The sequence below is a fragment of the Cupriavidus sp. Met-2 genome (assembly GCF_049843575.1).
Taxonomy (GTDB): domain Bacteria; phylum Pseudomonadota; class Gammaproteobacteria; order Burkholderiales; family Burkholderiaceae; genus Cupriavidus; species Cupriavidus metallidurans.
The window spans coordinates 387,744-403,281 of sequence record NZ_JBBHZL010000002.1; the positions used below are offsets into that span (position 1 = coordinate 387,744).

The following is a 15,538-nucleotide window of genomic DNA, read 5'->3' on the forward strand; positions in this document are numbered from 1 at the left end:
TCGACACCTGCCCAGGTGGCGGAATTGGTAGACGCACTAGGTTCAGGTCCTAGCGGTGGCAACACTGTGGAGGTTCGAGTCCTCTCCTGGGCACCAAGATTTGGCGAGAAACCCGCAACACACGTTGCGGGTTTTTTGTTTTTGCGTCGCCGAATCCTTCAAATCTCGTTCCTCTCTTTTGTTCACTCTCTCTATGGCGCAAAGCCGTGGATGAGTGTATCAGCTTCAGTGCCGATTCCGGCATTATCTCGCCACTCTCGTAGCGTCCATCACGAAAAACACGCGGTATTGCCACGCCAACTCGTCGCTTGACGCGCCGGCGATATGTAACTACCATAGTTTCACATTGAGATTTCCGTATGAGCACCAGTAGCCGGTTTGCCGTCGCCGTTCACATCCTCACCCTGCTCGCGCAGGCCGAAGGACCGGTGCCGTCGTCGATGATCGCCGGCAGCGTGGGAACCAACCCCGCACTCATCCGGCGCATGATCGGCGCGCTCACGGAGGCGGGCTTCGTCACCACGACAATGGGCAGCACCGGCGGCGCAATGCTTGCGCGACCCGCCAGCCAGATCACATTGCTCGAGGTGTTTCAGGCCACGGAGACCACTGCGCTGATCACGCTGCACCAAAGCGCGCCGAATCCTGCTTGCCTGGTGGGCCGCGAGATCACCGGCGCCCTGCAGGTGGTCGCCGATCGGGCGCAAGCCGCCATGGATGCCACGCTCGCGGAGATCACGATTGCCAGCATGCTCGGAGAAGTCGAACATGCCGCCCGGCGCCGCAAGCGCTGATTTTTTTGCCCGGATATGTAACCACATTGGTTTCATATCAACCACTTCCGAGAGGATACGACCATGAAGATCGCCATCATCGGTGCTACCGGCAACGTAGGTACGCGCCTGACCGACGAAGCACTCCGCCGCGGCCATACCGTCACCGCAATCGCCCGCCAGGCATCGAAACTGCCAACACGTGACGGCGTCACCACCCGCGACGCCGATGTCGCCGACGCCAATGCACTGGCTGATGCCGTGCGCAGCAACGACGTCGTCATCAGCACCGTCCGGTTTCTGCAAGCCACAGCGGCACAGATCACAGATGCGGCCAAGACGGCCGGTATCAAGCGCCTGCTGGTGGTGGGCGGCGCGGGCAGCCTCTACGTGGCGCCAGGCGTGCAACTCATCGATACACCGGAGTTTCCGGACCTGTACAAGGCAGAGGCATCCGCAGGCCGCGATTTCCTGAACGCCCTGCGCAGCGAATCTCAGCTCGAATGGACGTTCCTGTCGCCGTCGGCACTGTTCACGCCCGGCGAGCGCACGGGCAAGTTCCGCCTTGGCAAGGAAGATCTGCTTGTCGCCGCTGACGGCAAGAGCTGGATTTCGATGGAGGACTATGCCATCGCGATGCTCGATGAGATCGAGCAGCCAGAGCATGTGCGGGAGAGATTCACGGTTGGGTATTGAATTCACCCGCGACAATCACCCGCCCCCCCATTCTTGAGAGACAGGATGGGAGCACGGGTCGACCAGATCGAACCCCGACGCTCCCCGAGCCCCTACCCTCCCGCACTTGCGGGAGGAGGGACGGCGGCCTTCAGGCCGCCGAATCGTCTTCCTGCAGGCTGGCGCGCTTGCCGCGCTTGAGCCAGGCTGCAAGGTTATGCGGACGCAGCGTGTCGTACTCTTCGAACGGCTGGTGAATCCAGGGGTTCGAAGGCAGGAACGTCACGTGGTAATCGGGCGTCACCTTGGAACAAGCCTTGTACCAGAGCACGGCCGAACGCACATCCGTCACCTCGGGATAGCGCTCCTTCAGGTGGCGTCCCACGCGTTCCAGCGTGACACCCGAGTCGACGAGGTCGTCGACCAGCAGGATCCTGCCGGACAGATTGCCACGCGTCATCGTGATGTACTGCGCGATATCGAGTTCGCCCTGCTGCGTGCCCGCCGCCTCGCGGTACGAGCTCGTGGCCAGGATCGCCAGCGGCACATCGAAGATGCGCGACATCTGGTCGCCCACGCGCAGGCCGCCGCGCGCCAGACACAGGATCTGGTCGAACTTCCAGCCCGACTCGTGCACGTTCAGCGCCAGACGCGCGATCAGGCGATGATAGTCGTCCCACGAGACCCACAGGTTCTCGTCATCATTGATTGGCAGGTTCATGGCGTCTTTTCTTGTATCGATGGCCAATGGATAAAGCATCGGCCCGCATATCGCGGGCCGAGGACTATCTGTGAGGCCGTGGCGCTCGTGGCGCCACGATCATGCTCACGGGGTAATGCAGGCGGGTCAGGCGACCTGGTACGGATGGCGCAGCAGAATCGTCTCGTCGCGGTCCGGACCGGTCGACACCATGTCGATCGGAATGCCGACCACTTCCTCGATTCGCTTCAGGTAAACGCGTGCCGCTTCGGGCAGCGCATCCCAGGTCTTCACGCCAAAGGTCGATTCGTTCCAGCCCGGAAACTCTTCGTACACCGGCACGCAAGCGGCCACGGCATCCGAGCCACGCGGCAGGATATCGACGCGCTTGCCGTCGAGCTCGTAGCCTACGCACAGCTTGATCGTTTCCAGACCATCGAGCACGTCCAGCTTGGTCATGCACAGACCGGACACACCGTTGATCTGCACCGAGCGCTTCAGCGCGGCGGCATCGAGCCAGCCAGTGCGGCGCGGACGGCCGGTCACGGAACCGAATTCCTTGCCGACGTTGGCCAGGCGCACGCCCACGGCATCCTGACGGGCAGGGTTGTCGTTGTCGTACAGTTCGCTCGGGAACGGACCAGCGCCAACGCGCGTGCAGTACGCCTTGGTGATGCCAAGGATGTAGTTCAGGCGACCCGGGCCCACGCCCGCACCAGCCGCTGCGGCGCCGGCCACGCAGTTGCTCGAGGTCACGAACGGATAGGTGCCGTGATCCACGTCGAGCAGAGTGCCTTGCGCGCCTTCGAACATCAGGTTATTGCCTGCCGCATTCACAGCGTACAACTCGGCCGACACATCGGCCACCATCGGCTTCAGGCGCGGCGCGAATGCCAGCGATTCGTCCAGGATCTGCTGATAGTCGACGGCTTCGGCGCCGAGGTACTGAGTCAGCATGAAATTATGGAATTCGACGTTCTCGCGCAGACGCTCAGCGAAGTGCTTCGGATCGAACAGGTCCTGCACGCGCAGCGCGCGGCGAGCCACCTTGTCTTCGTATGCCGGGCCGATGCCGCGTCCCGTCGTGCCGATCTTGGCGGCGCCGCGGCGGGCTTCACGTGCCTTGTCGATGGCCACGTGGTACGGCAGGATCAGCGTAGCGGCTTCGGAAATGCGCAGGCGATTCTGCACCTGCAGGCCGGCAGACTCGAGCTCTTCGATTTCGCGGAACAGCGCCTCAGGCGACAGCACCACACCGTTGCCGATATAGCAGACGGTGCTTTCGCGCATGATCCCCGACGGGATCAGTCGCAGAATGGTCTTCTTGCCGCCGATGATGAGCGTATGGCCAGCGTTGTGGCCGCCCTGGAACCGCACCACACCTTTAGCATGATCGGTAAGCCAATCGACGATTTTCCCTTTGCCTTCGTCACCCCATTGGGTTCCGATCACGACGACATTGCGTCCCTGGCCTACTGCGGATGCGGACATGTTGAATTGGTCAGAAGGTTAAAAACGTATTCTACTCTCGTTGTTCTACGGTTCCCGGTTTTCGGGCACGCGTATGACAGACGATTGTTGTCCAATGCGGGCGATTACAGGCCGCCACGGGCATCAAACGTCATCTGAGAGCACCAAAAACGGCCGGCTCGCACGTCCGGCCAGGAAATTCAGCGAGGCACCACCACCCAGTTTGCGCCCTGGCGCTGCAACTGCCGGTCGCAATTGAACTCGTCGAGTTCATGCGTGTGGCCCGGCAACGACTGGATCACGATCTCCCCATTGGCACGCAGCGTGGTAATGGCGAAACGCAGCGCCGGATCGGCATCCCACGGCGCGAAGATCGCCTGGGCTCGCACCTCGACAGGCGACAACGCCGCCACTTCACGCAGATCCAGCGAAAAGCCCGTGGCCGGACGAGCGCGACCAAAGGCCTCGCCCACCTTGTCATAGCGGCCGCCACGCGCCACATAGTTGGGCAAACCAGAAACATAGGCCGTGAACATCACGCCGCTGTGATAGTGGTAACCGCGCAAATCGGACAGATCGATGTTCACGCTCGCATTGCTCACCTGCGCGGCGAGCGCCGCGAGTTCGTCCAGCGCACGGCCGATGGCCGGGCTGGCAGGCAGCGTGGCGCGAGCGCGCTCAATGACTTCGACACCGCCGTACAGCGTCGGCAGCGCCAGCAGCGCGTTCCGCTCGGTGTCGGGCAGCCCTTGGGTCAATTCGCGCAGGGCCGGCACATCCTTGGTTTCGAGCGCCGCAAACATCGCCTCTTCGATCTGGCGAATCGACGGCAACGCCGCCAGCAGCGCCTCGAGAATACCGGCATGGCACAGGTCCAGACGAATGTCCGACAGACCAGCCACCTGCAACGCGGCCAGCATCAGTTCCTGGATCTCGACGTCGGCTTCCAACCCGGCGTGGCCATAGATCTCGGCACCGATCTGAATCGGCTCGCGCGTCGCATTGAAACCCGCCGGACGCGCGTGAAGCACATTGCCCGCATAGCACAGGCGTGTCACGCCCGGGCGGTTCAACAGGTGCGCATCGATGCGGGCCACTTGCGGCGTGATATCCGCGCGAAGGCCCAGCGTGCGACCGGAAAGCTGATCCACCAGCTTCAGCGTGCGCAGATCCAGATCGTGCCCGGTACCAGTCAGCAACGACTCCAGGTACTCGAGCATTGGTGGCATGACCAACTCATAGCCATAGGTGCGGAACAGGTCCAGCATTCGGCGACGCAGTTCTTCGATCTTGCGCGCTTCCGACGGCAGGACATCGGCAATGTTTTCGGGCAGGAGCCAGCGGTTGGACATGGGGAATCTCTTCTATCAAAAACACAGGCGGGAAAGGTTCATGCCCTCCAGCCGGACAAAACCCCGGAAGATCCGGGGTTCTGTCGAATCACGCGATCAGGCGCCTGGTGCGCCATCCACGCTACTTCTTGCCACCTGACGGGGCCGGTGCGGTGTTGCCACCCGGCGAACGCATATAGCGGAAGAAGTCCGAATTGGGCTCCAGCACCATCACGTTGCCCTTGTCGCGGAACGTGTTGCGGTAGGCCTCCATGCTGCGCCAGAACTGGGCGAAGCTCGGATCCTTGCCGAATGCATCGGCATAGATCTGCGAAGCCTTGGCATCGCCCTCACCCTTGACCACCTGCGCATCACGATAAGCCTCGGCCAGCACCACCTCACGCTGGCGATCAGCATCGGCCCGGATTTTCTCACCTTCCGCGGCGCCAGTCGAACGCAGTTCGTTGGCCACGCGCTTGCGCTCGGCCTCCATGCGTCGATAGACCGACTCGCTGATGGCCGGCAGCAGATCCACACGCTTCAGGCGCACATCGATGATCTCGACACCCACCGACTGCGCGTACTCGGCCATACCGACCCGGATGTTCTGCATGACCTGCTCGCGCTGGCCCGCCACCACATCCGCCACGGTGCGCTTGCCGAACTCCTCACGCGCCACAGCATCGATACGCTGCGTCATGCGGTCCTGCGCGCCGCGCAGGTTGCCACCAAACGCCACGAAGAATTTGCGCGGATCGGTGATGCGCCACTTCACGAACCAGTCCACCACCATCGATTTCTTCTCGGCGGTCAGGAAACGCTCGTTGGCTGCGACATCGATCGTCTGCAGACGACGATCCATGAACACTACGTTCTGCAACGGCGGCGGCAGCTTGAAATGCAGACCGGGCTCACGCACGACCTGCTTGATTTCGCCGAAAGCGAAGACGACGGCGTACTGGCGCTGGTCGACCACGAACAGCATCGACGAAGCGACGGCCAGCAGGATAAACAGGCCAATGACAAAGGAAATCAGTCGATTCATGACGGGTCTCCTTAGCGAATGTCGCGGTCGCGGTTGCGCATCGACTCACGTGACCGGATATCCGGCGTGGTCGCATCCGGTACCGCCGGCGCATTCGTGCCCGGCGCTGCCGAGGACGGTGCGGCCGACGAGCCCGGCACCTGTGTCATCAGCTTGTCCAGCGGCAGATACAGCAGGTTATTGCCCGACTTGGCATCGACAAGAATCTTGCTCGAATTGGCGTAGATCTGCTGCATGGTCTCCAGATAAATACGGTCACGCGTGACCTGCGGTGCCTTGGCATACTCGGACTGCACCGAGCGGAAGCGCGCTGCGTCACCTTCGGCCTGTGCCACCACGCGGGAACGGTAGGCCTCCGATTCTTCCTTCAGGCGAGCCGCCGTGCCCTTCGCGCGCGGAATGATGTCGTTCGCATAGGCCTGGCCTTCGCTGATCGCGCGCTCGCGATCCTGGCTCGCCTTGTTGACGTCGTCGAATGCGGCCTGCACCTGCTCGGGCGGCTGCACGCTCTGAACGTTGACGGAAATCACACGAATACCCGTCTTGTAGGCCGTGAGGATCGATTGAATCGACTTGGCCAGCGATTGCGCAATCTGCTCGCGATTCTCGTAGAGCACCGCATCCATCTTGTTGCGGCCGACGATCTCACGCACCGACGTTTCCGCGGCCTGCGTCACGAGTTCTTCGTCGCCACCGCGGTCGGTCTTGTTGAAGAACAGGAATTCGCTGGCGTCCTGGATGTCGTATTGCACCGTGAACCGGACGTCGATGATGTTCTCGTCCTGCGTCAGCATCGACGAGTCCTTCAGGTTGCTGTCCTTGATCGACGTGGCACGACCGACCTCCACCGAACGCACAGCCGACAGGTTTACCACTTCGGCCGAGTGGATCGGCCATGGCATACGCCAGTTGATACCGGGACCGGTGGAGTACTTGAACTTGCCGAACTGCAGGATCACAGCGGTCTGCCCTTCCTGCACCATGAAGAAACCGCTGGCCAGCCAGATACCGATCACGGCGGCGATGATCACGCCGATGCCGACATTAGAACCCTTGCCTGACGGGCGCGGGCCACTGCCGAAACCCTGGCCACCACCGCCGTTGTCCTTGCGGCCCAGCAGGCCGTTCAGGCGGCGATTGAAGTCGCGCCAGAGCTCGTCGAGATCGGGCGGGCCATCCTGCGGGCGCTGGTTTTGCTGGCGGCTATTGTCCTTGTCTTCATCGTCCTGTCCGTTGCGGCCCCAGCGGGGGTCGTTCAGCGAGAAGATGGCGCGCAGGCGCGGCCAGCGCGCAAACCGCAGGGCGCGGCTGCCTGGCACGATGTGCGGGTCAGGATTCCGAGGGAACAGGGGCATGAAGAGCACGGGTCCGGGAAGTTTGGATCAGAGGGATTCTAGCAGCCATCTTGATCACTTTTGCCCAGAATCCCCAATCGGGCGGGGATTCTCGTTCAAAAACGATCAATTGGCACCTTGCTGGCGGGTATCTGGTTCGTCATCGACGTCCCACGGCTCCCCATCCTGGGCGGGCTGCAGCCCTTCCAGCCTTGGATCATAGGGGGCCGGGGCCTCCGGCCGCGACGACAGCCATTGGGCCATCGCGACGATGGCCTCGCGGAGGCCATCCAGCCCCAGGCCATCCCGGGCGGAGACAAACACTTTCGTTGGAACACCGTCTTCGTCTCGCTCGACACGGGGGCCGAGTTCGAGCAGCTCTGGTGCCGCATCGATCTTGTTCATGACCACGATCTGCGGAATGTCCGAGGCGTCGATCTCGGCGAGCACACGATTGACCTGTTCGATCTGCTCGTGGCGCACTGGACTCGATGCATCGACCACATGCAGGAGCAGGTCGGCATGCACGGTCTCGTCGAGCGTGGCGCGGAACGCCGCCACGAGTTGTGTCGGCAGATCCCGGATGAACCCGACGGTGTCGGACAGCACCACATTGCCGAATCCGTCGAGAAACAGGCGGCGCGAGGTCGTATCGAGCGTGGCAAAAAGCTGATCGGCCGCATAGGCCCGCGCCTTGGTCAGCGCATTGAACAGCGTCGACTTGCCGGCGTTCGTATATCCGACCAGCGAGATACTGAGCGTGTCATTACGGGCCCGGGCGCGGCGCTGCGTATGGTGCTGGCGCTGCAGGCGCGCCAGATCGGACTTGAGTCGTTTGGCTCGATCATCGAGCATCCGCCGATCCAGTTCGAGCTGTCGCTCGCCAGGGCCGCCGCGCATCCCGATACCACCCTTCTGCCGTTCCAGGTGGCTCCACGCGCGAACCAGGCGCGACGCCTGGTACTGCACCTGCGCCAGTTCCACCTGCACCTTGCCGACGTGGCTCTGTGCACGCTGACCAAAGATATCCAGGATCAGACCGGTTCGGTCGATCACATGACGCCCCAGGAATCGCTCCAGGTTGCGCTGCTGGGCAGGACTCAAGGCGTGGTTGAACACCACCACATCGGCATCCAGCGCGTCAGCGGCCTGCCGCAGTTCCTCGGCCTTGCCGGATCCGATGAAGAGTGCCGGATCGGGGCGCGAACGCTTGCCGGTCAGCGTGTGCACAGGCACCGAGCCGGCCGTGGTCGTCAACAGCGCCAGTTCGGAAAGGCTTTCCTGGAAGTCATGCTTGCCGAAGTCGACGCCAACCAGGATGGCACGGGTCGGTTCGGTCTGGGAGGTAGCTCTGGGTTGCAAGCGGATGGACGCAGTGCGCCGAAGGGATCGTTGTTAAGACAAAATCTGGCCGCGTTGGCGCAGCCTGCCGCCCCCGGACGCCGTAAGGCTCGGGACAGGTTCAGGTTGCAAGCGGGAAGCGACGGAAGGGTTCGCCCGTTCCGGGCGGAAAAGACGGCTGACAAGCCGAGGCACGCGATGCGACGGCCGCACGGAGATGCGGCCGCCCATGGGAGAGGAAAAATCAGCTCTCGGAAGAATCATCCACACGGAAATTGACGGCGCGCGCCGGCACGACAGTGGAAATCGCATGCTTGTAAACCATCTGCGTCACAGTGTTGCGCAGCAGGACGACGTACTGGTCGAACGACTCGATATTGCCTTGCAGCTTGATGCCATTGACGAGGTAGATGGAAACTGGCACGTGCTCTTTGCGCAGCGCATTCAGAAACGGGTCTTGTAGCAATTGCCCTTTGTTGCTCATGGCACACTCCAAATTTATAGATTTAGTGATGGATCATGGGGACGAAAATCCCCGGTTCAAGCCAGTTGGCGCAAGATGCGCCAAAAAAAGATCAAAAAACGGTACCAGGCTGGCATCTACGAGCAGGGTTTCCCCGCTACCGTGAATTTAGCCGCAGTTCCAAACGAACGCAAACGAAACTTGGCGGCAAAACCTGTCCCTTTTCCTGGTCAATCCTTCGATTCGGCGTACGGGTTTTTGTTCGTACGAAATTCGATCCGAAGCGGTGTTCCCTTGAGTTTGAACGCCGTGCGGAAGCGGTTCTCGAGGTAGCGCCGGTACGCGTCGGTCACGCCGGACAGCGCGTTCCCGTGCACAACGATGATCGGCGGATTCGATCCACCCTGGTGCGCGTAGCGCAGTTTCGGGCGGGACACGCCCACGCGCTTCGGCTGCTGGAACTCCACCGCTTCCTGGAGCACCCGCGTGATCTGCGGCGTCGGAAGCTTGATCATCGCAGCGGCGTACGCGTCGTCCACCGAGCGCAAAAGCGCGCCAATGCCGGTGCGCTCGCGGGCGGATACGAAGTGGATGTTCGCGAAACTCAGGAACTGCAACTTGCGCTCCAGGTCGTGCTTGACCCGGTCGCGCTGATGGCCGTCCAGGCCGTCCCACTTGTTCACGCCTACCACCAACGCCCTGCCCGACTCCACGATGAACCCGGCGATATGCGCGTCCTGCTCGGAGATATCCTGCTGTGCATCGAGCAGCAGCACCACCACATTGGCGTCCGCGATCGACTGCAGCGTCTTGACCACCGAGAACTTCTCAATCGCTTCGAACACCTTGCCGCGCTTGCGCAGGCCAGCCGTGTCAATCAGCGTGTAAGGCTTGCCGCCACGCTCGAACTCCACATAGATAGCGTCGCGCGTGGTACCCGGCATGTCGAAGGCAATCACGCGCTCTTCGCCGATCAAGGTGTTCACGAGCGTGGACTTGCCGACGTTCGGGCGACCAACGATGGCGATCTTGACGCCGTGCTGGCCGGCATCTTCCTGATCTGCCAGTTCCGGACGCTCCTGAACGGCCAGGTCGAGGGCTTCATCGACCAGTTCGCGCACGCCGTCGCCATGCGTCGACGAGATCGCGTACGGATCACCCATGCCCAGTTCATAGAAATCCGCGGCCACCGAGGTGTACTTCATGCCCTCGGCCTTGTTGATCGCCAGCATCACGCGGCGACCTGTCTTGCGGAGGTAGTCCGCGATGACACGGTCCTGCGGCGCCAGCCCCAGGCGACCATCGACGAGAAAGATGACGACATCCGCTTCCACCACGGCCTGGCGCGTCTGCTTGGCCATTTCGGCCACGATGCCTTCCTTGGCCACCGGCTCGAAGCCCCCGGTATCGATCACGATGAAGGGGCGATCGCCGATACGGCCCTCGCCGTAATGGCGGTCCCGTGTCAGGCCCGGCAAATCGGCGACGAGCGCGTCGCGCGAGCGGGTCATGCGATTGAATAGCGTCGACTTCCCTACATTGGGACGACCGACGAGTGCGATAACTGGTTTCATTCAATAAACGGAAACAGGGGGCGGCTCGCGCCGTCCCCCAGCTATTCCGGAGTCATGTTGATCCGACAACCATCGTGCCTATGCACGTCTGGCCGCTTTTCCTGTCGGCGGAACCCGAGCCCAGGGCCCGATTCCGCAGTTTTTGGCACGACCAGGGATCATGCTACCGGATTGGCGCCCCCCGTGCGACAGGGGCACGGGCGGCGTTGGGTGCGTTACGTGCGCTGGCGATCAGTCCGGCACGAAGCCGTAAATATCGCCATCGCGGGTCTGAACCACCAAGGTCTGACCGGCCATAACCGGCGCCGCGGTAACCGCGCTGCCGTCGGTCTTCATACGGGCCAGGATCTTGCCGTCTTCGCGCGACAGGAAGTGGACGAAGCCCTCGAAGTCGCCCACCACCACCGAGCGGCCCACGGCCACGGGCGCACCGAGACTACGGTACCGCAGTTCAGTGTTCTTCCAGCGTTCATTGCCGTTCTGGCGATCGAACGCGTACACCGCCGACGTCTCGTCGCTGGCATACAGCGAAGTATCGTCCTGTGCCAGCCCGCTTGGCGACGAGAAATCCTTGCCCCATTGCGGCTGGCCGTTGGCGAGCTCCAGGCACGACACGCGCCCCTGGAACGTCGTCGCGCACACCTGGCGGCCATTGACGGCCGGCACGCCGGTCACATCGTTCAGACGCTCGATCTCCGAGACGCCCTTCGGGTACGACACGGTGCTTTCCCACCGCAGCGCGCCATTGCCCGGGGCGAGCACGCCGAGCTTGCCGCCCGGGAAGCCGGTGACGATGCCGTCGCCGGCAAACACCATGCCCATGGCCGCACGCAGGTTCAGCGGGGTCTGCGTGCGCTGATAGATCCAGCGTCGCTCGCCCGTCATGGCATCCATGCCGATCAGGCGCGTATCGGTGGTACGAACGATCACGAGACCGTTGCCAACCAGCGGGGCCGACAGCACCTCACCATTGACCTGTTTCTTCCAGATCTGCTTGCCGCTGGTGTCGAACGCGTAGATCGCGCCCTTTTCACCCGCCACGGCCGTCACCGTACCGTCGGTGCCGGGGCCGGACGTCAAGTCCAGATCGGTCTTCGCCTTCCAGCGCGTCTGGCCGGTTGCGCCATCGAGCGCGAGCACGGTGCCGCCGTTCGACGACACATAAACCGTATTGCCCGACGCCACCGGCGACATCACGTACGGACCACCCTTGCCCACGTCGGCCTTCCAGGCCTGCTTGACCGACAGCGTCGCCGCAATCGGCTTCAGCTCCGTGGGCGGATGCTTGTTTTCCTTGCTGAACAACGAGCAGCCTGCCAGCAGGCCGAGACAGGTGCCGGCAACGATCGTGCGGGTGGCGGCTACGCGAAGCAATGACGTCATACGGTGCAATCCTTAGTGAGGAACTGGGGCCGCTCAGGCCGCGCCCAGCGCATCGAGTTTGAACTGGATGATCTGGCGCATGGACGCCTCACCGCTGCCGAGCTTGTCGAGCGCGCTGCGATAGGCGGTACGCGCTTCCTCGCGCTTGTCCTGGGCGGCCAGCAGATCGCCACGACGGTCTGCGAACAGCGCAGCGTAAGGTGCGGCCGGCTCGTCCTTGAGCAGCGCCAGACCCTGGTCATAGGCCTTCTCGTCCAGCAGCACGCCAGCCATGCGCACACGGGCCAGCGGCGCGTAGTCGTCACCGCCATGGTCGATCGCCCACTGGAGCTGGGTCTTGGCGCCAGCCAGATCACCGGCTTCGTACAGCACCTTGGCCGCGACCAACGCGCTCATCGGTCCATAGGCGGTACGACCAAACTTCTCTTCGAGGTCGGTAGCGGCGCGCTTCACGCGGTCGGCGTCGCGGCTTTCCGCAGCCTTGGTGACCTGCTCATACAGCAGCGACGCATCGCGCGCCTGCACGCGCTGCCAGTAACCCCAACCACTCCAGGCAGCCAACCCGAGCAAGATGACAATCAACGCCCAGGTGACAGCGTTGCCATACTGTTTCCACCAGGCCTTGAGACTCTCAAGCTGTTCCTGTTCTTCTAGATCGTAAGCCATGTCGAGGCAGTTATCTGCTTAGGTTGAATATAACCGGCCGCCGTCAGGGACAACGACCGGGTGCTGCGATAGGGAACGGCAGATTATTGCTCGTCGTCGCCTTCGATCTCATCGACCATCGCGTCGATGATGAATTCGACAACCTGCTCGGCCGGCACAGTGGTTTGCTGGCCACCTTCGGCCACATTGCCGCCGCGCAGTTGCTTGACCTGCACCGTGCCCGCGGCGATTTCGTCGTCGCCAATGATAACTGCAAAGGATGCGCCACTTGCATCGGCACGCTTCATCTGCGACTTGAAGCTCCCGCTCTTGCCGTCCGGCGTGGCATGGAGGACCACGTCCAGCCCGGCGTCACGCAGGCGTTCGGCGGCGATCATTGCCTGCTGGTTCGCCAATTCACCCTGGTGAACCATGTAGACGTCACAGCCCTGCGTATCCGGCACCAGGTTCTCTTCGCGGATCAGTTCGATGATCCGCTCGATGCCCATTGCCCAGCCGCAGGCCGGCGCAGGCTTGCCACCCATCTGCTGGATCAGCGGGTCATAACGGCCACCGCCGGCGATCGTGCCCTGGGCACCCAGCTTGTCCGTGATCCACTCGAACACGGTCAGGTTGTAGTAGTCCAGGCCGCGCACCAGACGCGGGTTGATCTTGAACGGAATATTGTTGGCCAGCAGGATCCTCTGAACGCCCTCGAAGTGAGCGAGCGACTCCTCCCCGAGGAAGTCGATCAGCTTCGGTGCATTGGCGGCCATCTCCTGCAGCGCCGGATTCTTCGTGTCCAGCACCCGCAGCGGGTTCGTGTACAGACGACGCTTGCTGTCCTCATCGAGGATGTCCTGGAAGCCTTCCAGGTACTTGATGAGCTGCTCGCGATGCGCGGCGCGCTCATGCGCCTGGCCCAGCGAGTTCAGTTCGAGACGGACGTTGGTCAGCCCGAGGTCGTCCCACAGGCGCTGGCACATCAGGATGATTTCCGCGTCGACGTCCGGGCCGGCAAAGCCGAGCGCTTCCGCGCCGAGCTGGTGGAACTGACGATAGCGACCACGCTGCGGGCGTTCGTGACGGAACATCGGGCCGATGTACCAGAGGCGCTTGGGGCCGTCATACAGCAGGTTATGCTCGATCGTCGAACGCACGGCCGCAGCAGTGCCCTCCGGACGCAGCGTCAGATTCTCGCCGTTCAGGGAATCGGTGAAGGAGTACATCTCCTTCTCGACGATGTCGGTGACCTCGCCGATACCGCGCACGAACAGCTGGGTATGCTCGACGATCGGCGTGCGGATCTGCTGGTAGCCATAGGCGCGCAACATGCTGCGCGCCGCGCTTTCGAACATATCCCACAGCGGGGCGTCAGTGGGCAGCATGTCGTTCATGCCCTTCACGCCCTGCAGTGCCTTGACGGCCTTCGTCTTGTCTTCGCTCATGTCTGATTTGTTGTTACGGTGATGCCCGATCCTTGCGCGATGGCGCCGAATCGATCAGGCCACCGCTTCTTGTGAAGCCTGTTTCGCGTCCGGACCGTAGTGCGAACGTACATACTCGTCGACGATCGCCTGGAACTCCTGCGCGATGTTCTCGCCGCGCAGGGTCTTCACCTTGACGCCGTCCACGAACACCGGCGCCGCAGGCGATTCGCCCGAACCCGGCAGCGAAATACCGATGTTGGCGTGCTTGCTTTCGCCAGGGCCGTTGACGATGCAGCCCATCACTGCCACATCCATTTCTTCCACGCCCGGGTAGGCCGTCTTCCAGACCGGCATCTGCTCGCGCAGATACGACTGGATGCTTGCTGCCAGCTCCTGGAACGTTGTGCTGGTGGTGCGACCGCATCCCGGGCACGCGATCACCATCGGCGTGAAGTTGCGCAGCCCCATCGTCTGCAGGATTTCCTGGCCGACGTAGACTTCCTTCTCGCGCGGCGCGCCGGGTTCCGGCGTCAGCGAGATCCGGATCGTGTCGCCGATACCTTCCTGCAGCAGCACCGATAGCGCAGCCGTCGACGCAACGATACCCTTGCTGCCCATGCCGGCTTCAGTCAGACCCAGATGCAGCGCATAGTCGCAGCGGCGCGCCAGCTCGCGGTATACCGCGACCAGTTCCTGCACCTGCGATACCTTGCACGACAGAATGATCTGATTGGCCGGCAAACCGATCTCTTCAGCCTTCTGGGCCGACTCGATCGCCGACGTAATCAGCGCCTCTACCATCACGCTTTGCGCGGGCCACGGCTCGGCGCGCTGGGCGTTTTCGTCCATGATGCGTGCCAGCAAATCCTGATCCAGGCTGCCCCAGTTCACGCCGATACGCACCGGTTTGTTGTAGCGGCACGCCATCTCGATCATCTCGGCGAACTGCTTGTCGCGCTTGGCACCCTTGCCGACATTGCCGGGGTTGATCCGGTACTTCGAGAGCGCCTGCGCGCACTCGGGGTAGTCATGCAGCAGCGTATGGCCGTTGTAGTGGAAGTCGCCCACCAGCGGCACATCCACGCCCATACGGTCGAGTTGTTCGCGAATCGCCGGCACGGCCGCGGCGGCTTCCGGCGTATTCACCGTGATACGGACAATCTCCGAACCGGCGCGTGCCAGTTCCTTGATCTGGATTGCGGTGCCGATGGCATCCACCGTATCGGTGTTGGTCATCGACTGCACGCGCACTGGCGCGCCGCCGCCGATCGTCACGATGTTGTCGCCCCACACAACACTGGCCTGGCGCGAAACGCGACGCGGCAGCGGGCCCGGGATCACGGGCTGGAAAGCGTTCTGGTTCATTGCATTACC

The 15,538-nt window shown here is 62.6% G+C and carries 14 protein-coding genes and 1 tRNA gene; 3 read left to right on the forward strand and 12 right to left on the reverse strand.

What is annotated here, in order from left to right:
* Positions 1-9 precede the first annotated feature (9 nt).
* The 3 genes from WD006_RS07020 to WD006_RS07030 all read left to right on the forward strand — a co-directional run bounded on the left by WD006_RS07020 (position 10) and on the right by WD006_RS07030 (position 1,469).
* Positions 10-96: transfer RNA gene (locus WD006_RS07020), tRNA-Leu, on the forward strand.
* A gap of 263 nt (positions 97-359) precedes the next feature.
* Complete coding sequence (locus tag WD006_RS07025; protein WP_008643779.1) at positions 360-794, forward strand: Rrf2 family transcriptional regulator; 435 nt, start codon at positions 360-362, stop codon at positions 792-794.
* Between the two features lie 63 nt (positions 795-857).
* Positions 858-1,469 carry an NAD(P)-dependent oxidoreductase gene (locus WD006_RS07030; protein ID WP_029307567.1) on the forward strand — a complete coding sequence of 204 codons (612 nt, stop codon included), beginning with the start codon at positions 858-860 and terminating at the stop codon, positions 1,467-1,469.
* Positions 1,470-1,599: 130 nt separating this feature from the next.
* On the opposite strand, the gene WD006_RS07035 is transcribed toward WD006_RS07030, so the two are convergent.
* From WD006_RS07035 to ispG, 12 genes are all read right to left on the reverse strand, one after another.
* Positions 1,600-2,169, reverse strand: coding sequence for a phosphoribosyltransferase (locus WD006_RS07035; protein ID WP_029307566.1), 570 nt, complete (start codon positions 2,167-2,169; stop codon positions 1,600-1,602).
* A gap of 126 nt (positions 2,170-2,295) precedes the next feature.
* Positions 2,296-3,639 (reverse strand): adenylosuccinate synthase, encoded by a 1,344-nt coding sequence (locus tag WD006_RS07040; RefSeq protein ID WP_011516809.1) that lies wholly within the window; start codon positions 3,637-3,639, stop codon positions 2,296-2,298.
* Between the two features lie 179 nt (positions 3,640-3,818).
* On the reverse strand, positions 3,819-4,970 hold the full coding sequence (locus tag WD006_RS07045; RefSeq protein WP_029307565.1) for an ATP phosphoribosyltransferase regulatory subunit: 1,152 nt from the start codon (positions 4,968-4,970) through the stop codon (positions 3,819-3,821).
* 121 nt (positions 4,971-5,091) lie between these two features.
* Entirely contained in the window at positions 5,092-5,994 is a 903-nt protein-coding gene (gene hflC / locus WD006_RS07050) for a protease modulator HflC (RefSeq protein ID WP_011516811.1), read from the reverse strand.
* 11 nt (positions 5,995-6,005) lie between these two features.
* The gene (gene hflK, locus WD006_RS07055) at positions 6,006-7,349 is read right to left on the reverse strand and encodes an FtsH protease activity modulator HflK (RefSeq protein WP_029307564.1); all 1,344 of its coding nucleotides are present in this window, start codon (positions 7,347-7,349) and stop codon (positions 6,006-6,008) included.
* Positions 7,350-7,454: 105 nt separating this feature from the next.
* The gene (gene hflX, locus WD006_RS07060; protein ID WP_011516813.1) at positions 7,455-8,690 is read right to left on the reverse strand and encodes a GTPase HflX; all 1,236 of its coding nucleotides are present in this window, start codon (positions 8,688-8,690) and stop codon (positions 7,455-7,457) included.
* Positions 8,691-8,913: 223 nt separating this feature from the next.
* A complete protein-coding gene (gene hfq / locus WD006_RS07065) occupies positions 8,914-9,153 on the reverse strand; it encodes an RNA chaperone Hfq (RefSeq protein WP_011516814.1) in 240 nt (79 codons plus the stop codon).
* Positions 9,154-9,362: 209 nt separating this feature from the next.
* On the reverse strand, positions 9,363-10,706 hold the full coding sequence (gene der / locus WD006_RS07070) for a ribosome biogenesis GTPase Der (RefSeq protein ID WP_011516815.1): 1,344 nt from the start codon (positions 10,704-10,706) through the stop codon (positions 9,363-9,365).
* Positions 10,707-10,937: 231 nt separating this feature from the next.
* Entirely contained in the window at positions 10,938-12,089 is a 1,152-nt protein-coding gene (bamB, locus tag WD006_RS07075; RefSeq protein ID WP_029307563.1) for an outer membrane protein assembly factor BamB, read from the reverse strand.
* A gap of 33 nt (positions 12,090-12,122) precedes the next feature.
* Complete coding sequence (locus WD006_RS07080) at positions 12,123-12,755, reverse strand: YfgM family protein (protein ID WP_029307562.1); 633 nt, start codon at positions 12,753-12,755, stop codon at positions 12,123-12,125.
* Positions 12,756-12,838: 83 nt separating this feature from the next.
* A complete protein-coding gene (gene hisS / locus WD006_RS07085) occupies positions 12,839-14,182 on the reverse strand; it encodes a histidine--tRNA ligase (RefSeq protein WP_011516818.1) in 1,344 nt (447 codons plus the stop codon).
* Between the two features lie 54 nt (positions 14,183-14,236).
* Entirely contained in the window at positions 14,237-15,529 is a 1,293-nt protein-coding gene (gene ispG / locus WD006_RS07090) for a flavodoxin-dependent (E)-4-hydroxy-3-methylbut-2-enyl-diphosphate synthase (protein WP_011516819.1), read from the reverse strand.
* Positions 15,530-15,538 lie beyond the last annotated feature (9 nt).